This is a genomic window from Salinicola sp. JS01 (assembly GCF_030284585.1).
Lineage (GTDB): Bacteria > Pseudomonadota > Gammaproteobacteria > Pseudomonadales > Halomonadaceae > Salinicola.
Map to the genome: position 1 here is coordinate 170990 of NZ_CP127244.1, position 20685 is coordinate 191674.

A 20685-nucleotide genomic window follows, 5' to 3' on the forward strand; every position below is an offset into this window, starting at 1 on the left:
GCGACGCACGATGCCACGAGTCGCAATCGCCATGCTGGGATTGATCAGCCTCGCGCTGCTGTCGGGCTGCGCGACCTCCAAGGACGAGCTGATGCCGACCAACGGCATGACTATGGAGGAACTCTGGGAGCAGGGTTCCACGACCGGTGGTTATAGCCACCGCACCGGTAGCCCGGGGCAGCGTGCGGTGGATGACGCACGTGGCGTGCTTCGACGCCCGATCGGGGACGGCGAGATGCGAGCCGAGCAGACGCGTTACACGCGGGACGCGGCCAACGAGATCTACAACCAGTTCTCGCGCCTGCCCAATCCCGACCTGGTGATGTTCGTCTATCCCCATCTCGCCGGCGGCGAGTCGGTGCCGGTCCCGGGTTACTCGACGGTGTTCCCCCTCTACAACAAGCCGCAGTACGCCATGCCCGGCGAGGGCGCGCGACCGGCAGGGAGGACGCGCTGATGTCGTTCAATGCGCTCATGAACCGCTGGTTCGGCAATGTCGGCCAGTCCGACTCCGAGGCGGTAGGGGATGATTCAGACGCTCCACGCAGCGGGCGACCGACATCGGTGCCGCGCGGCAAGCCGATCACCGAACGTGACGTCGACAAGCTCTACGAGCGCGCACCGTCGTTCGCCAACTATTTGCCATTCATCGAATACCTGCCGTCGTCGCAGAGCTTTCTGATGGATGACTGCCGCTCGGTGGGGATCGTGGCAGAGATCGTGCCGCTGGCGACGGAAGGGCGCTCCGAGGAGTGGTTAACCGCCAAGCGCGACCTGATCGAGGGGGCGTTCCAGGACGCGCTTCCTCAGCACGACAACTCGCCCTGGGTGGCGCAGATCTATGCCCAGGATGAGGTCGACTACCGCGACATCATGGAGCGCCTGAAAGCCTATATCGACTGCCCGGACCCGGAGTCGACCCGGACATCCAGCGGCCTGTTGGAGACGGCGTACACCCAGGAGTGGCTGGGACAGTTCGAGCGCCATCTAAAGTCGATCTCCCAGGAGGGCGGCGTCTTCCACGACGACGTCGTGACACAGACCCATTGGAAGGGCCAGACACGTCGCACGCGGCTGGTGCTCTATCGTCGTCTCAACAAGCAGGCCCAGTCCGGGCGCGGGCAACCGCTGACGCCGGAGGAGGAGGCCAACATGGTCTACGACCGGCTGGCCTCGGCGCTGGAAGGTGTGGGCCTCACGTTGCGCCGCTACGACGGACGCGATTTCCATCGTTGGATGGTCGTGTGGCTCAATCCCCGACCGGCAATGTCGCCCGAGGATCCGCAGGCGTTCTACGACCTGGTGGAGTATCCCGGCGACGATAACCTGCCGTATGACTACGACCTGGGCGGTGACGTGCTGTTCAACGCCCCCGAGTCCGACGCGGACAAGGGCCTCTGGTACTTCGACGGCCTGCCGCATCGCTGCCTGGTGGTCGACGAGCTGCGCCGGCGTCCCGACATCGGGCATATCACCGGTGAGGTCAAGCGCCAGGGGAGCAAATCCAAGGTCTCGAACGCGTTGATGGACGTGCTTCCCGAGGGAACGGTGATGGTGTTGACCATCGTCGCGTCACCGCAGGAGCCGCTCGAGGATCACATCAACCGGCTCAAGGATAAGGCGCACGGCGATAGCGTGCTCGCCGTCAGCGTGCGTCGCGATTGTGAGAAGGCCAAGGAGTTCATGGCCGAGCGCCATTACCTGTATCAATCGTCGCTGGTGTTTTACGTGCGTGGCGACGACGAGACGGATCTGCGACAGAAGTGCCAGGCGCTGAACACCAAACTGTATCAGTCGAGCCTGAAACCGGTGGAGCCGGAAGACGAGATCGCTTCGCTCAACACCTATCTGCGCTGGATGCCGATGGCGTTCGATCCCGACAAGGACGCCCGCAACCGCTGGTATACGGCCTACAACTACGTCCAGCACCTGGCCAACCTGAGCCCGTTCTTCGGGCGTGCCCGGGGTACCGGCCGGCCGGGGCTGACGATGTTCAACCGGGGCGGGGAAACCCTTTCCTTCGATCCCTTCCATCTGGCCGATCGCGAGAAGAACGCCCACGCGTTCATTAGCGGGCCGACCGGAGCGGGCAAGTCGGCGTCACTTACCGCCATGTGCGCCCAGCTCATGGCGGTACGCCGGCCGCGCCTGTTCATTCTTGAGGTCGGCAACAGCTTCGGGCTGCTTGCCGACTACTTCGAGCGCAATGGACTGAGCGTCAACAAGGTCAAGCTGTCGCCCGGATCCGGGGTGTCACTGGCGCCGTTCCTGGAAGCCCATCGACTGCTCGAGGACGAACACGCCCGGCGTCGCGCTGCCGAGGATGCCGAGGCGCGCGCTCGAGGAGAAAGCGTCGACGACGCGTTGCCAGCACCGATCGAGGACGACGACGAGGAGGAGAGCCTCGACGAGGACAAGCGCGACCTGCTTGGCGAGATGGAGATCACTGCGCGGCTGATGATCACCGGCGGCGAGGAAGAGGAGGAGCGCCGCTTTCGGCGAGCGGATCGCCGCATGGTGCGCGATGCCATCATGCGCGCTGCGCGCCTGACCTTCGAGGAGGGGCGGCCCTGCAAGACCGAAGACGTGCGAGAAGCGTTCTTCGCGATCTCCCGCGATCCCGACGTCCATGAGGAAACTCGTCGTCGCGCCAACGAGATGGGCATGAACATTGGGCTGTTCTGCGATGGCTTCGATGGCGAGGTGTTCAATTCCTCGGGCGATCCCTGGCCGGAGTGCGACGTGACGCTGGTCGACCTGGCGACCTACGCCCGGGAAGGCTATGGCGCCCAGTTGGCGCTGTCGGTGATCTCGATCACCAACATGATCACCAACCTGGCCGAGCGAACCCAGTACGACGGCCGCCACATCGTCCAGATCATCGACGAGAGCCACGTCGTGACGGTCAATCCCCTGCTGAGCCCGTTCTTCGTCAAGGTCGGCAAGATGGGGCGCAAACTCATGTACTGGCTGTGGTTCGCCACTCAGAACGTGGAGGATTTCCCGGACGCCGCCGAGAAGCTGCTCAACATGATCGAGTTCTGGATCTGTCTGGTGATGCCGCCCGACGAGGTTCAGAAGATCAAGCGCTTCAAGTCGCTGTCGCCGGCGCAGGAGGAACTGCTGCTGTCGGCCTCGAAGATCTCCAAGAAGTACACCGAGGGCGTGGTGCTCGCCTCGGCGGTGGAGTCGTTGTTCCGGGTCGTGCAGCCGAGCTTGTATCTCGCGTTGTCCGGGACAGAAGGCGACGAGAAGAAGGCGCGGCGCAGCATCATGATCGAGAAGCGTTGCTCCGAGCTGGATGCGGCGATTCATATCGCCAAGGAGATGGATGCCAAACGCGGCTTCATCGACGAAGCCGCGTTCGAGTCCGGTGGCCTGCCTCAGCGGGACGAGGGCGTCGCGGTATGAGCCATAGCGGCATCAACGAAGTGATGAGCCTGGTCGGCGTGGTCGTGGTGGGGCTACTGGCACTCGGGGTCATCGGCGCGGTTCTCACGGTACTGTCCGGCCGGCGTGGTCGCTCGCTCCCCTATGTAGTGCAAACCTCCCTCAACACACCCGCCGAGCAGGCATTCCTGGGTGCCGTTCAGCGCGCCGTGGGTTCGACGTCGCTGATCGCCTGCAAGGTCCGCATTGCCGACGTACTCCAGGTGCGCTTTCGCAAGCGTCACGGTCACGATCAGCGATGGTGGCGTTACTTCCGTCTGATCAGCGCCAAGCACGTCGATCTCGTGCTATGCGCGCCACGCGGCGGACGCATCCTCGTCGCGATCGAACTCGACGATCGCAGTCATCGCCGTGGCGATCGCAAGCGTCGCGACCGTTTCGTGGACCGGGCCTTTGCCTCGGCGGGGGTGCCGCTTCTGCGTTTCGCGGCCAGCGGCCGCTACGATGCTCGCGAGATTCATGAACGCCTGGCGCCTTACCTCACGACCTCGGAAGAAGGATCGGTTATATGCCCCAACTCCAGATCGACAACGCGATGAGCCTTGACGCGCGAGAGCGAACACTGCACCTGCTCCCGGTCCTGCAGATCGACCCTTTTGATGGCGTCGCGCTCGAGGACATTGCGCTATCGGTATCGGTGAGCTGGCTCGAGGAGCCCATTGTCCCCCAGACAGGCTGGACCCTCCGTCAGCCTTACCCCAACCGGCTCTACTTCGTTGGAGGATCCGATGACTGTCATTTGGGTCACTTCATCACGCTGCCGGACGGGCAGCAGGCTGGTGAAGTCACCTTCCACTGGACGGTGGATGTATCGGCGTTGCCCCCCGGACATTTTCAGATCACGCATCGACTCGACCTGGCGTTCGACGAAGGGGAGGGCCGCACCTGGTCGATGGATGTCGCCAACTGGTGGTGTCACAGCGAGTTCGCCACCGAGGGACATACCACGCCAGAGATCGGGCGCAATCGGTTCTCGCGACTCAAGCGGCAGGGGATTTCGCCGACCCGGCGTGCGCATGTCAGCGAGGCGCTGCGGGACGGGTGTCGTTACCTCGACATCCAAGAATCGCTCTCACTACCGGCGATCACCCTGAATGACTGCTGGACCATCGACACCTATGGCGGAGACGCCGTATCCGACTGCCTGGAGGCGCTGCGATGAAACCTATCACCCTGGCATGTGCCGTTGGGCTGAACCTGGTGTCGGCGGTACCGGCACTGGCCACCGACATCCCGGCCCCTGACGTATCGGATACGGCTCCTCCGGCGGCGCTGCAGGAATTGGCGATCAACGGTCAGGCCGTTAGCCCGGAGTCGATCCGTCGGGTCGACCTCGAGGGGCCAATCTACGAGGTGCGACTGCGCAACGGCGACACCTTCTACAGTGATGCCCAGGGGCGTCACATGGTCGTGGGTAGCCTTTACGACAACGCTCCCGACGGGCTCGTCAATGTCACCGAACAGCATGACCGTCAGGATCGGCTGGACCAACTGGATGCCATTCCGGAAGGCAGTACCGTGGACTATCCCGCCCAGGGTGAAGAGATCGGGCGCATCACCGTCTTCACCGATACGACCTGTCCCTATTGCCAGAGGCTGCATCAGGACATCGATCAGCTGACACAGGCCGGTGTCGCCGTGCGCTATGTGCCATACCCACGCGCCGGCAGCCACTCTCCAGCGGCTAATCAGCTGGCTCAGGTGCTTTGTTCAGAATCATCTACCGATGCCATGACACGGGCGTTCCATGGACAGGCGCCTATATCAAACCCATCACAGAGCTGCCAGAAAGTCGTCGACGATGGATTTGCGCTGGGACAGCGGTTTGGGGTGCAGGGCACACCCTCCATCGTGCTGCCCGATGGCGAGATGGGTGAGGGATACGTGCCCGCGCAGCAGTTGATTCAGGCGATCAAGAGGGCCAATTTATGAACAAACTGCGATAGCAGGAAATTTTCGTTGGGGCCAAGCAGTTTGCGATCTAGGATGACGGTCCGGCCATCTTTTTGAGAGCGTAGCATGAGGGTGGCTGGAGGGCCTGGAGAAAGAGTGGCCGGACCACGCGGTTCCAGCGCAGGTATTACCAAGCGTTGAAGTGTCTCTGATCAGCTACGATGATAGTCTGGAATGTTATCTATTTACAAACGAGGCAATCAAAGTGCGACTAAAGCGTTATTTGTTGATTTGGACCTGTCTGTTGGTTATAGGAGCAAGCACCCCGTCTTATGCATTGAGATGTCAAAACGGCTTAGTGCAAAACGGCGAACTTAAGTCAGAGGTGATTGCGAAATGTGGTCCTCCGGCTTCGAGAGAATTAGAACTCCCACAAACGAGAGGAGACCAAATTATTAAAGGCGCCGTTACCATAGAGCGTTGGATCTATGGACCGATGAACGGTGCCTATTATTATTTGCGCTTCATCGACGGCAAGCTCGTTGATGAAGACATCAAAATTGGCCTATGAACTCAACCGGCCGTATCCACAATATTGAGAATGACATTTATTGGTGTTCTATAGGCGTTAGTAACGATGACAGTGGTTTTAGATCCTGCTGCGCTCACTGCGCGTTGCAAGTTATTTCCTGTAAGTCTTGATCCATCAAATGTTAGCGATAGGTTTTTACTTGATCCTGCTGCATTGATGACGTCAACAAGATCATCAGAGTTTAAGTTTTGTGCCGTATTAACTCTGATGGATGTTTTCGTGCCAGACTTTTTGATCACATCAATCAAGTCGGCTACATTGGTCTGACTACCGTTGAACTCCATAGCAAGTGTTTTTGTCGTGCCCGCCAGAGACGCCAAATTAAGAAGGTTGCTTTTCGAAATGCTTTGAGCGGTATTAATACTCAAGGCTGTTTTTGAACCAGCGGCTTTCAAAGCCTCTGTGAAAGTGCTGATCGTTAACTGGGCACCATTGAAATCAGCACTCAATATTTTGCTATTGGCTGCCGCCTTCAAAAGGTCAAGCAGCGTTTGCTTGCTCAGGCTTTGCGCTGTATTAACACTGATGCTCGTCTTCTCCCCTGCTTTTTTGACAGCCTCTATTGTCTCTTGTGGGTCAAGTTGGGCTCCGTTAAAATCTAAAGAGATATTTTTAGATGATCCAGCAACAGATAGCACTTTTTCCAAGTGGCTCGAGCTTAAGTTTTGCGCCGTATTAAGACTGATTGATGACTTGTTTCCGGCAGCCGAAATAGCCTTTTCTAGATTGTCTCCAGTAAGCTGTGCACCATTGAATTCGGCGCTGAAGGTTTTGGTGTCTCCCGCGAGTTCTAACGCATTCAGCAGCGTGCTGATAGGGGTGCTTTGAGCAGTATTTACACTAATGCTGACTTTAGTTCCGGCTGACTTTACCGCATTTCCCAGTTCACTAGAATCGAGTTGAGCCCCGTTAAAATCTGCTGATAGGGAACCCGATTTTTGAGCCGCGTTGAAAACTTTTTTTACTCGATCTTGACTAAAATATTGTGTAGTGGAAATGTTAAAGGATGTGTTAACTGCGGATTTATTGAGCGCTTGCTCCAGATAGTCGCTGGTAAGGTGAGACGCGTCGTAGCTTAGAACAAGTTTCATGGACTAATTTCCTCTCTGGATGAGATTTCTGACAACAATTTCTTTGTGCATGGTTGAGAAATGAGAATTGGAATACCAGTATCATTGATGCTGTGCATTTATACAGTATCCGAGAGACCGTAAAATTGGCAAGCACGACTTTGGTCGATTCGGTGGTATAAAACCCGAACATGCGTCCTATGCCTTCGATGGGCGGCAACGCCGCGCCTGTGCCCCCAGGATATGAACGTCTGGCGAAACTACCAGTCGATACTCATTCTTGTATCAGTTGCCACATGACTGGTCTGATTGAAAGCCCCCTTCTAGAAGATAGTGGTGTCTAGCGAAATCCTCGTCTGCAATCCCTATTCGATCCACTTAACATTCTCTGCTGCTCCAAGACAACTTTCCGGTATATCTGTCAACTGTCATCGCGGTAGGAGCCAAGCCACGTTTTCCATTCGCTGTGGCTACGAGCCCCGCTGTTTCCCCTTTGCTTGCGGCCTGGAGCTGGAGCAGTTACGCCGTTGCTAGCATGGAAGTATTCCCCGTCGCTAGGGAGGCGGTCATCAACGTCCCGCTGCCATGGTCGAGCTTGATGCGTCGGCGCGGCTGGACGCCCTAATCTCGCAGGATCTGCCCGCCGATCCTGCCCAGGCCAAGCGGGTACTGCAATCGCGCATGAGTGGCCTCAGCACAACTGGGCGACTCGTAGGTCGCCGTTTTCTTACCCTTTTCTCCAGCCCCTGACTTTCATGCAAGCGTTAAAAGAGGTTGGGCTCGTAATTTGGGCAATGCCATGAGTATCTGTGCAGGCGTTGTAATCCCTATCTAGTTGCTCTGTAGTAGCTCCCGGCTTTTCCCAAGAAGATGCACACCCTCCAAGAATTAAAGCGAGAACAATTAAAACCATTTTGTCTTTCATAGGTAAATCTTATAATGAGTTCGGTTGACGTTTGGATATAAACATCTAGCTAAGTTCAACGCAGCTTTGGGATGTTTTTTGTAAGTTAAAGTTCTTGAAAGCGGGTGATTGGCGTACTATTTTATAGCTTGAATGATCGGTTTTCACCCGCTCTGCATCAGCTACTCAGCTGGCCCAAGTGCTCTGTTTCCAACCGCCTATTAATTTCGTGACGCGTGCGTTTTATGGCGAGCCACTCGAGCCCCCTCCCGGTCAAAGCTGCAATTTAGTTCACTGATTCATGGGAATAATAGAAATCATAATAGTGTTTTTAGATTTGTGACTGTCATTACGAGGTTTACAAGCATCGCTGTTTGAGATAAGAAAAAGACCAAAGTACCTAGCAGTATATAGCGTCTTTCTTTTGAAAGAGCCTTAAAGAAGTCACCGAGCCACGTTAAAGATCTTGGCCCTCTCGCGTTATGAAAGGGTGTAATGGAGTCTGGCACAGGGTTCCGGATGACGCTGTTGAGAAATTGCCAATGATTCAGCATCATCGCGAAAAAAACCACAAATAGAAAAATTGCAGCGGGGGTGGTCACTATGAAATGAAAGGGCCTCGTGACTGCGATTAGAGATAACGCCAGCATGACTGAGGTTGTGAGAAAGTTGTTCAAGAAAGGGAGCAAGGAGCGGGTAAGTCCTTCGCGATCAAAGTGGTCAAGTAGATTTTTTTGTCATTGATATTTCCTCGTATTTAAGACTGAATTGTATTGGGAAGACGAGTTTCCGCTGAAACCCTATCCGATCGGCTTAACATTCTCTACTGCTTCCCAGACTCCCACCCGGTACACCTATCCGCTGATACCGCCGTGGGAGCCAATCCATGTCCATCCCTCGTCAGCTTCGGCCAGGTGCCGTGCTGTTACCACTCTTCCTTCTGGCCTGGAACCATGCTGCCTTCGCCAGCGTCGAGGTGTTCACCACCGCCGGCGAGCCGGTCCAGAACGTCCCGACATCCGCCGCTGTGGTCGAGCTGGATGCACCGGCCCGACTCGATGCCCGGATCTCGCAGGATCTTCCCGCTGATCCGTCCCGCGCGAAGCAGGCACTGCAATCGCGCATGAGCGACCCCGAGTGGCAGCGGACGATTCAGGACTATGGACGGCTCTATCAGGGCGTGGCCCGCGCCTGGATGCTAGGCATCGAGAAAGTGCCGGCGGTTGTCGTCGACAGCCAGTACGTGGTTTACGGCGAGCCGGACGTCGGACGCGCGCTCGAGGAGATCGAGCAGGCGAGGGGGGATCAACGATGATGCGTTTCCTCACCACGCTTCCGGTGACGGTTGCCTTCGCGCTGCTAGTCGGGCTGGCCAGCATGACGAATGCCCCCCGAGCGCAGGCGATCACGACGCCCGAGATCCTCCAGTCATCGATGAGCACCCAGTGCCTCGACTACCAGGTCATCGGTATGTGTGCCTGGCTCTACTGCTCGGCTTGGGGTTGCACGGTACGAACCTCGGTTCGCGTGAAGCACTACATTCCTGAGCTGGTCGTGAGCGCCTACGAAAACACCGGCGATAACCCTTGGACCGAGGTCGCGATGCTCTCACCACCCACGGGCGATGCCCTGGGCGGTGGATCCGCGCGCGAGTCCGTCGCGCAGCAGCACTCGAATACGCATTTCAAGAACGTGGATGCGATCGGGCACCCTTCGGAGCTTTTTTATCAGTTCGCCAGCGGCTTTGGCTGGTTCTGTGAAAGCGACTCGCAGCCGCTCATGCCGTACTTCATCTCCACGCTCGATGCGCTGGCCTGGCGTTCTGGCGTGCCGGAGATGGCCTACCCCGAGGCGCTGACCCCAGGCATGCGCGAGATGGGTGACGTCGGCGATCTGTGGAGCCCGATCTACCCCCGTAGCGGCTTCGTCTCCCAGACCCACGATTACAAGGTCGCGGCATCGGCGGCGCAGCGTGCCGCCGATGTTGTGACGCGCAGCGGTCAGCCCCACGTCTACCAGCCACTCGTCGCACGCAATTCTCCCAGCAGCGGCATCTGGGGGCCGGATCCCGTCAAGGAAGGCGATCCCGAGACCCACGAATGGCAGGAATTGGCTCCCAACATGCGCATGTCCTGCTCGACCTTCCCCGATGGTGGTGAGAACGATCAGTTGCAGGATCCGGGCGACTATGCCTGGGCACTGTGGCGACCCTATCGCTGTTGTAAGAAACGGGGCCAGGAACTGCTGTACTTCACCGGAGAGTAAGCCATGAAACGAACCCTACTTCCGCTGACCCTCTCGGTGGCCCTGGCGACACCGATGCTGGCTCAGGCGCAATCGGCGGACAGCCTCTACTACGACATTGGTGGTGCTGCCCCCTTTGGCGCCTCGGCGGGGCTCAGCCACAGTCCGCGCATGACCGGCATGGGCGTCAGCTGGGATGTCAACGCGACCTGCGGCAACTTCGACGTGGGGTCGACGGTGAGCAACCAGCTCAACGGTGTCACCAACGGATTCCAGAACATGATGGGCAGCGTGGTCTCCAACGCCACCGGCGCGGTGGCCAGCCTGCCGGCGATGATCATCCAGCGCTCCAACCCCGCGCTCTACGATCTGTTGACCAATGGTGTCATGCAGGGACGGCTCGATTTCGACAAGTCGAAGCTCTCCTGCCAGCGCATGTCAGAGCAACTGGCCGATGCCACGGTCGGCGGCCAGATGCAGCAGGGCGCGATGGCCGAGAACTGGCAGGATATCGCGGCCGGGAACACCGATGCCGTCGCAGCCCAGGAGGAAGCCGAGGCGCAGGCCGGCAACGCTGGCCGGACCTGGGTGGGGGGACAGAAACGCGGCGGCAGTGGCCAGCAGCCGATGCGCGTGGTCGAGGACACGGCCAAGGCGGGGTACAACCTGCTTTACGGCCGCACCGACCCCACGAGCGACGAGTCGGTATCCGGTGGTGGCGATGGTTGGGGATCAGTCGCGACCTCGAGCGGGGATTGGGTCGGCGGCGGCGGTATCGCCGGCGGCAACGGCGGTTCAAGCAGCAGCGGCAACGACTGTCAGGGCGGCATGTGTACCGTTTGGGGTTCACCGAGTGATGCCGCCGAGTGGACCAAGAAGATCGTCGGCGACACCGAGCTGCGTTCCTGTGATGGCTGCGAGAAATCGGAGACCATCGCGGGCACCGGGTTGATCCGTGAACTCGAGGAGGAGCAGAGCGACATCCACGAGACCCTGGTCGGGATGATCAATGGTGGTGAGATCACCCAGTCGAAGCTCAACGATGTCTCTGCTGGCAACGGCCTGGCCGTGTCGCGTGGCGTGATCGAGTCCCTGCGTACCGACCCGCAGGGACCGCTGCTGGCTCAGCGTTTGTCCAGCGAGATGGCGCTGGCCCGGACTCTGACCAAGGCGATGTGGGCGCGGCGCGCGCTGATCGCCGGGTCCAGCGATCCTGGCATCGAAAACAATCCCGAAGGCATGACCGCGCTCGATCGTAAGGTTGACGCCTTCAACCGCGACATCGAACTGCTGCAGAGCGAGATGGAGATCCGCAAATCGCTGGCCAGCAGCGCCGCGATGTCGGCACTCCGCCGAGCCTCCAATCGGGCAAGCGGCTCGGTGCAGGACGAGTACAGCGCGCCACGTAGCCAGCTGGACGGTCGCGGCGCGCCCGTCGACATCGAGTAACGGAGTCTGACCTGATGATGTCGATGCTCAAACGCCATCCGCTCCTGCTGGGCCTGATCGGATTGGCGGCTGCCTTTATCGCCGGTGGTGTCGTCGTTTCCGTGGGCATGCGGCTCTACGGCGGCATTCAGGAGTTCCAGATAGCGCTGGGCGAGTATCGCTACTGGCTGCTGGTCTGGCGCCTGGGCTTCTATGGCTCGCTCGTATTTCTCTGGATCCGCTTTGGACGCCGGCGTCTGCTCGAGCGCGTGGCTGAAAACCGTGACGGCGGTGAGCAAGCCAGGCTGCTCCTACGCAAGCTCGAGCGCATGATCCTGATCGTCGTCGTGCTAATCGAGGGATACAACCTGTTCACCTGGTGGGAAGCCTGACATGGCGACGTTTGCGATCAATGACTACATGGAAGGCACCATGCTCACCCTGGGGTGGGTGGTGAACAACGGCATTTGGGATGCCCTGACCTCAACCGGCATCGCGGTGGTGCCGTTCATCGCGCTCGTCGCCGGCGAATGGTTCCGGGCACGCCAGGAGGGTGACGACGAGGGAAACAAGGGCGTGCTCTCGCTCAACCGGATCGAGTCTCGCCTCTACGTCATGCTACTGGTGCTGGCTTTCACCTGCGTGCCCGTGTTCACGCTCAACGTGGATCCGGTGAACGTGAACCAGGAGCATGCCGATCAGTGCGGCACGGTCATGATGTCGTCCGGGCAATGGGGCGAGTCAACCATGACGTCGATCGACGGCCAGCAGGCGAGGGTGCCCATGTGGTGGGCGCTGACGCACTCGATCTCCAAGGGGATTACCAATGTCGCGGTCTCGAAGATCCCCTGCTCGACGGATTACCAGTCCGTGCGCACGGCCCTCGATCTGACCTCGATCTCCGACCCCGGGCTAAAGCGTGAAGTAGGCGAATTCCAACTGGCGTGCTTCGGCCCGGCACGCAACAAGCTGTTCCAGAGCGGGACGAGCCTGGATCAAGCTGCAAGCGAGGACGTCGACTGGATCGGCTCGGACTATTTCCTCGACACCGCCGGATATTACGACAGCTTCTACGCACCCCGACCGATGCCAGGCTTTCCCTACCAGGCGAGTCGGGACGAAGCGCGACCGAGCACCGGCCCTGGGCAGTCTGGCTATCCTAGTTGCCGGGAATGGTGGAGCGATAACTCTGAGGGGATTGCCGCACGGCTTGCCGACCAGGTTGACACCACGCTCTGGTCGCGCATGCAGAGTTTCTTCCCGACGGGATCGTCTGCAGAGGAATACATGATCCGTCGTATGGTGAGCCCTCGCTCGGGCGCGGCCAATGGCAACACCGACCAGGCGTCGATCGGCTATCGCGATCTGGATGGTGGAGTCGATGATGCAGTCGTTGCCGTTGCAGGCATGGCAGGCAACGCCTTGGCCACGGTGCCATTCCGGGCAGGCATGGACAGCCTCAAGCAGTCCCTGCCGATGATTCAAGGGATCATGCTGATGGCGATCATCATCTGCCTGCCGTTCGTCTCGGTGGCCTCGGGCTACTCGGTGAAAGTCGCGGGACTTGCGATGTTCGGACTGTTTGGGTTGTTCTTTCTGACGTTCTGGTGGGAACTGGCCCGATGGTTGGACTCGCACCTGGTCGACCTGTTGTACGACAGTGATGCCGCCAAAATGAGCTGGCTGGCCGGCGTTGAGAATACCAACGACAAATTGGTGATGGGACTCGTCAATGGGATGATGTTCATCGTTCTGCCCAGCGTTTGGATCGGCGTTATGGGATGGGCTGGAGCTGGTGCAGGGAATGCTATTTCCTCTGGTATTGCAAAAGCTGGAGAACAGCCAAAGTCTGCAGGTGGCCAAGCAGCTGAGAAGGCTCAAAATGCTGCAACCAAGTAGACATTACGAGAAGAGGAGCCGGTTTAGCCGACTCCTCTGCTTCTTCTCCAGCTTTAGTCGTGGAGCTTAGTAGTACTCCCGGGGCTGTAGTACCCATAGCCTTCAGGGCCTTCACGGTATCCTCCCCGTGTTATCGGGCAAGACGATTCTTCGTTGTCTTGTGCCATAGCATCGAGGACGCTCTTCCCAGCCTCAGCCGACGCTTCACTCAGGGTTCGAACCAGCCCCTGAGACTCGTTGGTACCAAACAGTAGGGCGGAGGTGAATGCTGCAGAGCCTTTGAGAACCTTGCGGGCGGTGTGGCTACGATGGGAGGCGGTACCCTCTTCAGGACGAGCGGACGCAACGTGCTCGTCCTGGTCACGGCGATGACTGAACAGCTCTGTTGCGTTGTCGTTCCACAGGAGCTTTTTGAGGCCCATGGGACACCCCCAGAAATGGGATACACATAGATCAAGAGTAGCTCGCAAGCCAGACCAGTGCAATTCGAGCTGGTTCAGTGCTTCAGCTCTTCTCTCAGCTTACGGACGCGCTCGACGTCTACCCCGGTCAGCTCAGAGATCATTTGGTCATCCATGGATGTCCGCACGAGCATATTGCGAGCCGTCTCCAGTCGACCTTCCTGTTTCCACTGCTCGGGCCACTGTTTTGCACGTTCAGCCAGCATATTGTGCACCTCATTCAAGTCGTTGAGCGACTGCCAATCAGCCCCTTCGTTCTCGGGTACCCAGCTAGGCAGCAGCACGCGTCGGATCCAGAGGGCGAAGTGCCGGCGTAGCTGGGTCTACTCCGGCGCTTGTAACCATTGTACCAGTAATCCGATCAGATCAATGGCGTCCTGCGGATTCCGGTGATTCTCCAGACGGAAGATGGCCGACACCACGTTTCGGGTCTCTTCCGACCACTGCTCGCTGGTCACGATAGCGCCTTCGTCCAGCAGCAGATATGGGAGGTCAGGCCGGTAGTGCTCAGGTTGGACAAGATCAGCCACGTTGAGTGCCGCACTCCAACGTTTTTCGCCGTTGTACAGCACGATAGGTAGCACGGGAGGCAGTTTGCCGTCCTGGGTCAGCTTCTTCTGTTTGACCAGTTCCTGATACAGCAACCCCACGTAGGTCATGATGCGCAGCGCCATGAACGGGTCGACAGTACTCTGGAACTCGATCAGCAGGTAGACGTATACCCACTCGTCGCCAAAGCGCACTCGCCAGATCACATCGCCTTCGCGATCGCGTAGGTCATCGGTGACGAAGGTGCTGCTGACCTTCTCCAGCGAATCGAGGTCCAGACGATCAATCCATTCTTCCTTCACGAAGCCTGTCAGCAGATCACGGACGACCCTTGGCTCGCTGAACAGCAGCTTATAGCTGAGGTCATGCTGGTTATTCATGACACCTCCAATGTGGCTGGAGGCAGCTTATCATGACAGCGAGCGCCCCTCTCCTGTGCTCCCCAACGAGGGAAAGGGAAAAGGCCACTGGCAAAAGGACGGTAAGGGAAGGGTGGGGTAAGGGAAAGGGGGTTATCCATTGTTCACCCCAACCCCAAAGGGCTGGACGAGGGAAAGGGCCAAAGGGTGCTCTGCCTCAGTAGCCTCTCCAGAATTTCGTCCAATGAGTGGCCGCAGCCCAAAGGAACGGTGCTCTCGATGCACGCTCCATCTCGGCATAGCCCTGCTTCACTTGGTTCTTCAGTCCCCATACTTCCATCTCGAGAAGTTGGATCTCTTGCGCCTTCTCGCTCATCTGAGCATCAAGGGGCTTTTGAATTACCTTGCTGGATAGAGTCTCCAGTTTCTCTTCCGACAGCGGTGATAGATCACTGGCTTTCATTGGTCGCGAGCTACCGGATTTCTTGCCCTCGCAGTCGTAGTTGAAGCAGATGCCGAACTGCTCGTAAAACTGGTTGCGACGCTTCCGGTTTGTCCCTGATGCATCCGAAGCCAGCAGTCGGATAGGCATTACGCCAGCATCTGGCCATTGCTGGACCCACTGAACGATCAGATTCATGAAGTACGTGCCAACCCCACGACCGGCCAGCCAGCCAGGATCGACGACACAGTACCCGCCCGTATTGACCGAAGTGCTAGTTAGGCGGACCCATGGATCGTTATGAACGAACCCGCAATCATAGGCGGCCGAAAACTCGCCGCCTTGGTTGTTACTCCCTATCGATCGCGGGCTGATCACCTGGTAGTGAAATGTGACATGCGCACGTAGTAGAACGCCTTCGCGAATGACGTGGTGCTCTTCGCGGTTGACCAAAAGAACAGTTTCTCGCTCTCGTTCAGATTCGGGCTGAACGATCAGCGTAAAAACTTCCGGTGTGATGGAATCCACCGCTGAGTCGGTTACGGGTAACACCTTGAACATAAAGCACCTATAAATCGAGAGCACAGACTGACGTCGAAGCTCTTGCACAGCTTTAACGACCATTTCATACTTAATCTGCACCACGTTAGCTGCTGACGGCAATAGCAGCGCCCTTTGCCTACGGGCAATTCCCGAAGCCGTTAACGCATCCCGAGAGACGGCGCTCACCTGAGCTGGATGCCACTTCCGATTTCTCGGCCTTGCGCCGAACCACCCATCCGGGGGAACACTTTCCCCGATGGGGATGGTGTGTCTCCTGGACCCGATCCACTGGAGCTGCACCATGAATCCTTTCCAAGGCTCTCGAGCCCTGCTGTTCTCCGTACTGATTCCGATCATGCTGCCTGATGTCATGCCCGAGCCGCTTCGGTGGATCTGGCTGACGCTTGTTGCGCTCGCGGTCCTCAAGCGCCTTGGCTTCATCAGCTTCGGCTTCGGTGGCAGCGCCTCTGGCAATGACGATGAAACGTCGGATTCCGTGAAAACGGGATCGGTCTCTCATCGGCCTGGCGCGACACACCAGGGAGAGATCGTTGCCCATGGCAGCGCGCCCTATCAGTTCGACGAGGCCAACCGCCTCAGCTACTACATCACGCTGCGGTCCGAGCGTGGTGACGATAAGACCGTGTGGGGGATCGATCTCAAGCGCGTGGCGCAAGAGACCCCGCTGGCTGTTGGCGATACCGTGGCACTCGAGTTTCTCGGGCGCGAAGCGGTCGTCGTCAAGGAGCCGGTTCGCAATGAACAGGGCAAGGTCGTGGATCACCGTCAGGTAAACACGCACCGCCATACCTGGAAGGCACACGTTCTGCCGGCATAAACCAAGCGGTATCCACCCTATGGGGAAGTTTCCTTCCCCCCTGGGGCGAGGTGTTTCCCCTTTTTTCGTTCTTAAGGAGAAGCACCCATGAATCGCAACACCCACAACGCCAACGTCCGTATCGATCTCACCCTCAAGGCGCAACGTCTCGGGCTCTGCCCCAATCGTCGCGATGTGATGGTGCAGATGGAGCAGCCCCTCATCAACGAGGTGGTTGCGCTCTTCGAAACGGCTGGCACATCGCACTCGGCTCTTGAGGAACTGCACTGGGTCGAACGCCTCGATGCATTCCTGGAGCAGGCTCGAGAGGAGCTGTCGAAAGCACCTGCAGGCAGTCGATCGCTCGATTTCGACATAGCGGCACCGCATCGCACCGGAGCGTTACTGCTTCCGCTGTTCGTCGGTGTCCATGTCGAGCTGGAGCATCAGCTTGGCAAGCAGACGCTGGTGTTCTCGCTGCCCGGACGTGACCGTCTGGCTGCCTGAACACGCGATATTGCACTCCACTCAGCCCGGTACGCCGGGCTTTTCCTATTCCACCCCGACCGGGATTAGCTCCCGGTGGGGGCGTCCCGGTCATCCTCACGAGGTTTCCACGATGGCCGACATCTATCAGGCGATCACCGATCGGATTCTGGACAGTCTCGAGCAGGGGCATCTGCCCGGCATCGGGCAGCCCTGGGATCCGTCCAGGCGAACTCCTCTCATACCCTGTAACGCCGTCTCTGGTCGCCAGTACAACGGCATCAATGTGCCGCTGCTCTGGGATATGGCCGACAAGCGAGGATTTTCACAGGACCGCTGGCTCACCTTTCGCCAGGCGAAAGAGGCCGGGGGCACGGTACGCAAGGGAGAGAAGAGCACGCTCGCGTGCTTCTACAAACCCATGAAGCGCGAGATTGTCGATGACGCCGGCGAACCCGTGCTGGACGAGGAGGGCAACCCCAGGGAGAAGCATTTCGCCATCCTGCGGGGCTTCAATCTCTTCAATGTGGACCAGTGTGACGGGCTGCCCGAGGAGGTCACGAATCCGCCGGCGACGTCGGTCGAGGGATTCGACAGCGTAGATGCGCTGGACGACTTCATCGACGGCTGTGGCATCAAGGTCACGCACTCACTGGATCGCAAGATCGCAGGTTATTACCCCCGGCAGGACAGGGTGTTGATGCCAGCGAAGGAGCGGTTCCACGACGCGGATAGTTACTACAGCGTCGCACTGCATGAACTGACTCATGCGACTGGGCACGAATCGCGCCTGGCACGCATCGGGATCACCGATCCCGAGCCGTTCGGCTCCGACCGCTACGCGCTAGAGGAGCTGGTCGCGCAGCTGGGCTCTGCCTTTCTGTGCGGACACTTCGGTATTCGCAACGAGGCCTTCGACGCCGCCTACATCGCCAGCTGGATCAGCGTGCTGCAGGCAGACAAGAAAGCCATCTTTCGCGCCACTGGCGCGGCACGTCTGGCAGCGGAATTCCTCAAGCAGACGCACGAGGAAAACCGCACGCCGGCATCGACGGATCAACCGCAAGAGGAGAGCGCCAAGGCCACATCGAAGCGCCGACCGCAGGCTGACGATCAGGACATCGAGCTGTTCGGGCACCAATGGCCGCTGGGCGATAGCGTCAAGCTGGATCCCACGGTCGATCGGGGCACTTTCCGTGCCCAGGTCACTCGCCTGAAGCAGATGGGCTACGTGTTCGATGCATCAACTCAAACCTGGAATTACGCAGCGACTGTTGCTGCGTAATCCACCTTCCCCGACGGGCGGACTCCTTTCCGCCGGGGAAGGAGCGCTCGTCATTGATTCTCCAAGGAGATTGAAATGAACGATCGACTACACATGGATCCCCGGTTCGTAGAACTCACGGATTCACAGCTTCAAACCATTGAGGATCTGCTTTCGAACAATGAGATCGCGACCGATGAGGAACTGGTCGCGTTCTTTGTAGGCGAGGGCATACCGGAGGGGATCGCGGAGGCTGCCATTGGCTTCCGAGGGCAATACCTGAGGGAGATCTATCAAGCAGGATTGACGCCGATTCGTGCGGGTAGCCAGGCACGTCGCTACAACCCGCACAAACGGCAATTCGTTCAGGTCTGACAATAACTTTCACTCACCCACAAGGGCGAACAGCCCCGGTGGGTGCCGTTCGCCCCATCAATGCATCAATGATGGAGGCAGCATGTCGACTTCAACCACGCTCTGGCGTCTCAAGGAGGCGCCAGAGCTTTTTCTGGACAGCTATGTCGCCGATGGCGACCGGGCGGTCTTTCTGTCCCTGTGGGGGCGGGATACCGCCATTCACGAACTGATGGCCAAGCTGACCCTGCCCATCGCCGAAGGCGGCTGGAATGGGATCACGCTTTTGCGGGACGATCAGACGGTCGCCCTGCAACTGGATCGTGATCGCCTGGCGAAACGCACGACGCGGACCTATCGGCAGACGCGGTTCGGCAGCCTGCTGAATCTCTGGCTGTTTGATCAGCGCTGTCAGGATCCCGATCGGGCCAACCGTCAGTGCTATGCCATCTTCAACGAGCGCGATTCACGTCAGGACAAGAGCGCGATGCTCTGGTCACGTCTGCGAGATCTCGCTGCGTTTCCGCTGCTGGATCACTGGCGACCCACGGTCGTACAACTGCTCCTCGAGCACGGGGCGATACGCATGCTCGATCAGACGTCCGAGCGCCTGTCAGGCGTCTGGATCGATCTCTCGCTGGCCAGCGTCCAGGACGCTATCGGTCAACTCATTCACTCCGGCGATCTCGCCACGCAATGAATTCAAGGAGGCCATCATGGCTCTGATGTTTCCACGCCTGGCGCGCAACTTCGCCAAGAACGGCTACTACCCAACCGACGAGGACACGATCGAACGTGCCCTCCAGGCACTGGGCACCTCGCATGACCAGCGGGTGCGCATTCTGGATCCGTGCGCCGGCGAAGGGCACGCGATTCTGGAAAGCGCTCACCGACTGGGCCGGGAACGAACCGATGCCTACGGCATCGAGTTCGATCTCGAGCGAGCACGGCACATGCAGAGCGTCGTCGATGTCGGCATCCAGTCGGATCTGATGGACACCGTCATCTCGCCGCGCTCGTTCGGCATGATGTTCTTCAACCCACCCTACGGCGATCTCGTCAGCGAGACCGGCGGCAGCAAGAGGTATGCCGGCAAGGGCCGGCAGCGGCTGGAAAAGCTGTTCTACCAGCGCTGTGTCCACCTGCTGCAGTACGGCGGGATCATGGTGATGATCGTGCCGTACTACGTCTTCGACGATGAGCTGTCGAGCTGGGTCAGCCAACACTTCGATCGCGTCACTGCGTTCGAGGCCGCGGTCGATACCTTCAAGCAGGTCGTCGTCTTTGGCGTTCGCACGAAGCGCAATGCACTACTGGCAAACGATAGGGCCAAAACGATCAGGAAGATGTTGCAGCAAATCGGGCTGGGAGAGTTCAAGCCCGAGCCGCTGCCTTCGATCTGGTGTGATGGTCTCTATGATGTGCCGCCGGCGATCGGTAGCCCGCCACACTGCTACCGCGTGTCGCTGGAACCCGAGCAGCTGGAGCAGGAGATCGATCAGCTGGGCGGGCTATGGCCCGACTTCAACCTCGCGTTCTGGACCAATGGGGTCACACAGCGACGTCCGCTGCGCCGGCTTTCGAGCTGGCACCTCGCGCTGTCGCTGGCAGCGGGAGGCATATCGGGCATCGTGACCTCGCGGTCGGGGCGTCAGCTGGTCGTGAAGGGCGACACGTTCAAGGAGAAGTCCTCGAAGGTCGAGTTCGACGAAGACGCCGATGGCAACATCAGCGAGCGTCGGATCCTGACCGATCGTTTCGTGCCGGCCATCATGGCCTGGGACGTAACGCTGGGTTCTCCCGACAAGGGTCGATTGTTCACGATCACCTCGACGCCGGCGCAGGATGCTCCGTCGCAATCTGAACCTACCGACTCGGACGCCGAGACGGCATAACCAACCATGCTCGCCCCACGGGGCGAGCCAACCCC

Annotated in this window: 22 protein-coding genes; 18 read left to right on the plus strand and 4 right to left on the minus strand. The window is 58.9% G+C overall.

Going from position 1 to position 20685, the window contains the following annotated elements:
* Positions 1 to 10: 10 nt before the first annotated feature.
* From QO259_RS00900 to QO259_RS00925, 6 genes are all read left to right on the plus strand, one after another.
* Positions 11 to 457, plus strand: coding sequence for a TIGR03751 family conjugal transfer lipoprotein (locus QO259_RS00900; protein WP_285951439.1), 447 nt, complete (start codon positions 11 to 13; stop codon positions 455 to 457).
* Entirely contained in the window at positions 457 to 3411 is a 2955-nt protein-coding gene (locus tag QO259_RS00905; RefSeq protein WP_285951440.1) for a conjugative transfer ATPase, read from the plus strand. The genes QO259_RS00900 and QO259_RS00905 overlap by 1 nt, the downstream gene beginning before the upstream one ends.
* Positions 3408 to 3989, plus strand: coding sequence for a DUF2726 domain-containing protein (locus QO259_RS00910; RefSeq protein ID WP_285951441.1), 582 nt, complete (start codon positions 3408 to 3410; stop codon positions 3987 to 3989). The genes QO259_RS00905 and QO259_RS00910 overlap by 4 nt, the downstream gene beginning before the upstream one ends.
* Positions 3959 to 4612 (plus strand): hypothetical protein, encoded by a 654-nt coding sequence (locus QO259_RS00915; RefSeq protein WP_285951442.1) that lies wholly within the window; start codon positions 3959 to 3961, stop codon positions 4610 to 4612. Before QO259_RS00910 ends, QO259_RS00915 begins: the two co-directional genes overlap by 31 nt.
* Positions 4609 to 5382 (plus strand): DsbC family protein, encoded by a 774-nt coding sequence (locus QO259_RS00920; protein WP_285951443.1) that lies wholly within the window; start codon positions 4609 to 4611, stop codon positions 5380 to 5382. Before QO259_RS00915 ends, QO259_RS00920 begins: the two co-directional genes overlap by 4 nt.
* Positions 5383 to 5545: 163 nt before the next feature.
* Positions 5546 to 5914 (plus strand): DUF2845 domain-containing protein, encoded by a 369-nt coding sequence (locus QO259_RS00925; RefSeq protein ID WP_285951444.1) that lies wholly within the window; start codon positions 5546 to 5548, stop codon positions 5912 to 5914.
* A gap of 2 nt (positions 5915 to 5916) precedes the next feature.
* Here QO259_RS00925 and QO259_RS00930 read toward each other — a convergent pair whose 3' ends face one another.
* The gene (locus QO259_RS00930; RefSeq protein ID WP_285951445.1) at positions 5917 to 7026 is read right to left on the minus strand and encodes a hypothetical protein; all 1110 of its coding nucleotides are present in this window, start codon (positions 7024 to 7026) and stop codon (positions 5917 to 5919) included.
* A gap of 564 nt (positions 7027 to 7590) precedes the next feature.
* Between QO259_RS00930 and QO259_RS20230 the strand changes: the two genes are divergently transcribed.
* From QO259_RS20230 to QO259_RS00955, 6 genes are all read left to right on the plus strand, one after another.
* On the plus strand, positions 7591 to 7755 hold the full coding sequence (locus QO259_RS20230; RefSeq protein WP_353057311.1) for a DUF1525 domain-containing protein: 165 nt from the start codon (positions 7591 to 7593) through the stop codon (positions 7753 to 7755).
* 1040 nt (positions 7756 to 8795) lie between these two features.
* Entirely contained in the window at positions 8796 to 9224 is a 429-nt protein-coding gene (locus tag QO259_RS00935; RefSeq protein WP_285951446.1) for a TIGR03757 family integrating conjugative element protein, read from the plus strand.
* Entirely contained in the window at positions 9221 to 10174 is a 954-nt protein-coding gene (locus tag QO259_RS00940; RefSeq protein ID WP_285951447.1) for a TIGR03756 family integrating conjugative element protein, read from the plus strand. The genes QO259_RS00935 and QO259_RS00940 overlap by 4 nt, the downstream gene beginning before the upstream one ends.
* Positions 10175 to 10177: 3 nt before the next feature.
* A complete protein-coding gene (locus QO259_RS00945; RefSeq protein ID WP_285951448.1) occupies positions 10178 to 11602 on the plus strand; it encodes a hypothetical protein in 1425 nt (474 codons plus the stop codon).
* A gap of 14 nt (positions 11603 to 11616) precedes the next feature.
* Positions 11617 to 11973, plus strand: a complete 357-nt coding sequence (locus QO259_RS00950; protein WP_285951449.1) for a hypothetical protein — start codon at positions 11617 to 11619, stop codon at positions 11971 to 11973.
* A 1-nt stretch (position 11974) separates the two neighbouring features.
* Positions 11975 to 13480, plus strand: coding sequence for a conjugal transfer protein TraG N-terminal domain-containing protein (locus QO259_RS00955; protein WP_285951450.1), 1506 nt, complete (start codon positions 11975 to 11977; stop codon positions 13478 to 13480).
* A gap of 496 nt (positions 13481 to 13976) precedes the next feature.
* Here the strand turns inward: QO259_RS00955 and QO259_RS00960 are convergent, their stop codons facing one another.
* From QO259_RS00960 to QO259_RS00970, 3 genes are all read right to left on the minus strand, one after another.
* Positions 13977 to 14225, minus strand: coding sequence for a hypothetical protein (locus QO259_RS00960; RefSeq protein ID WP_285951451.1), 249 nt, complete (start codon positions 14223 to 14225; stop codon positions 13977 to 13979).
* 39 nt (positions 14226 to 14264) lie between these two features.
* Positions 14265 to 14870 carry an Rpn family recombination-promoting nuclease/putative transposase gene (locus QO259_RS00965; RefSeq protein ID WP_285951452.1) on the minus strand — a complete coding sequence of 202 codons (606 nt, stop codon included), beginning with the start codon at positions 14868 to 14870 and terminating at the stop codon, positions 14265 to 14267.
* Between the two features lie 196 nt (positions 14871 to 15066).
* Positions 15067 to 15936, minus strand: a complete 870-nt coding sequence (locus QO259_RS00970; protein WP_285951453.1) for a hypothetical protein — start codon at positions 15934 to 15936, stop codon at positions 15067 to 15069.
* A gap of 199 nt (positions 15937 to 16135) precedes the next feature.
* Between QO259_RS00970 and QO259_RS00975 the strand changes: the two genes are divergently transcribed.
* The 6 genes from QO259_RS00975 to QO259_RS01000 all read left to right on the plus strand — a co-directional run bounded on the left by QO259_RS00975 (position 16136) and on the right by QO259_RS01000 (position 20650).
* Positions 16136 to 16672: a hypothetical protein gene (locus QO259_RS00975; protein ID WP_285951454.1), complete on the plus strand. Its 537-nt coding sequence runs from the start codon at positions 16136 to 16138 to the stop codon at positions 16670 to 16672.
* 87 nt (positions 16673 to 16759) lie between these two features.
* The gene (locus QO259_RS00980; protein ID WP_285951455.1) at positions 16760 to 17158 is read left to right on the plus strand and encodes a hypothetical protein; all 399 of its coding nucleotides are present in this window, start codon (positions 16760 to 16762) and stop codon (positions 17156 to 17158) included.
* Between the two features lie 112 nt (positions 17159 to 17270).
* A complete protein-coding gene (locus QO259_RS00985) occupies positions 17271 to 18422 on the plus strand; it encodes a DUF3275 family protein (RefSeq protein ID WP_285951456.1) in 1152 nt (383 codons plus the stop codon).
* Between the two features lie 75 nt (positions 18423 to 18497).
* On the plus strand, positions 18498 to 18776 hold the full coding sequence (locus QO259_RS00990; RefSeq protein WP_285951457.1) for a hypothetical protein: 279 nt from the start codon (positions 18498 to 18500) through the stop codon (positions 18774 to 18776).
* Positions 18777 to 18987: 211 nt separating this feature from the next.
* Entirely contained in the window at positions 18988 to 19455 is a 468-nt protein-coding gene (locus QO259_RS00995) for a hypothetical protein (RefSeq protein ID WP_285951458.1), read from the plus strand.
* 16 nt (positions 19456 to 19471) lie between these two features.
* Positions 19472 to 20650 (plus strand): DUF6094 domain-containing protein, encoded by a 1179-nt coding sequence (locus tag QO259_RS01000; RefSeq protein ID WP_502949127.1) that lies wholly within the window; start codon positions 19472 to 19474, stop codon positions 20648 to 20650.
* Positions 20651 to 20685 lie beyond the last annotated feature (35 nt).

Coding starts and splice junctions, on each gene's coding strand:
- QO259_RS00965 (WP_285951452.1), bottom strand. CDS start 14,870: ATGAATAACCAGCATGACCTCAGCTATAAGCTGCTGTTCAGCGAGCCA.
- QO259_RS00905 (WP_285951440.1), top strand. CDS start 457: ATGTCGTTCAATGCGCTCATGAACCGCTGGTTCGGCAATGTCGGCCAG.
- QO259_RS00900 (WP_285951439.1), top strand. CDS start 11: ATGCCACGAGTCGCAATCGCCATGCTGGGATTGATCAGCCTCGCGCTG.
- QO259_RS00985 (WP_285951456.1), top strand. CDS start 17,271: ATGGCCGACATCTATCAGGCGATCACCGATCGGATTCTGGACAGTCTC.
- QO259_RS00995 (WP_285951458.1), top strand. CDS start 18,988: ATGGCCAAGCTGACCCTGCCCATCGCCGAAGGCGGCTGGAATGGGATC.
- QO259_RS20230 (WP_353057311.1), top strand. CDS start 7,591: ATGGTCGAGCTTGATGCGTCGGCGCGGCTGGACGCCCTAATCTCGCAG.
- QO259_RS00955 (WP_285951450.1), top strand. CDS start 11,975: ATGGCGACGTTTGCGATCAATGACTACATGGAAGGCACCATGCTCACC.
- QO259_RS00990 (WP_285951457.1), top strand. CDS start 18,498: ATGAACGATCGACTACACATGGATCCCCGGTTCGTAGAACTCACGGAT.
- QO259_RS00910 (WP_285951441.1), top strand. CDS start 3,408: ATGAGCCATAGCGGCATCAACGAAGTGATGAGCCTGGTCGGCGTGGTC.
- QO259_RS00940 (WP_285951447.1), top strand. CDS start 9,221: ATGATGCGTTTCCTCACCACGCTTCCGGTGACGGTTGCCTTCGCGCTG.
- QO259_RS00980 (WP_285951455.1), top strand. CDS start 16,760: ATGAATCGCAACACCCACAACGCCAACGTCCGTATCGATCTCACCCTC.
- QO259_RS01000 (WP_502949127.1), top strand. CDS start 19,472: ATGGCTCTGATGTTTCCACGCCTGGCGCGCAACTTCGCCAAGAACGGC.
- QO259_RS00945 (WP_285951448.1), top strand. CDS start 10,178: ATGAAACGAACCCTACTTCCGCTGACCCTCTCGGTGGCCCTGGCGACA.
- QO259_RS00920 (WP_285951443.1), top strand. CDS start 4,609: ATGAAACCTATCACCCTGGCATGTGCCGTTGGGCTGAACCTGGTGTCG.
- QO259_RS00930 (WP_285951445.1), bottom strand. CDS start 7,026: ATGAAACTTGTTCTAAGCTACGACGCGTCTCACCTTACCAGCGACTAT.
- QO259_RS00950 (WP_285951449.1), top strand. CDS start 11,617: ATGATGTCGATGCTCAAACGCCATCCGCTCCTGCTGGGCCTGATCGGA.
- QO259_RS00915 (WP_285951442.1), top strand. CDS start 3,959: ATGCCCCAACTCCAGATCGACAACGCGATGAGCCTTGACGCGCGAGAG.
- QO259_RS00935 (WP_285951446.1), top strand. CDS start 8,796: ATGTCCATCCCTCGTCAGCTTCGGCCAGGTGCCGTGCTGTTACCACTC.
- QO259_RS00975 (WP_285951454.1), top strand. CDS start 16,136: ATGAATCCTTTCCAAGGCTCTCGAGCCCTGCTGTTCTCCGTACTGATT.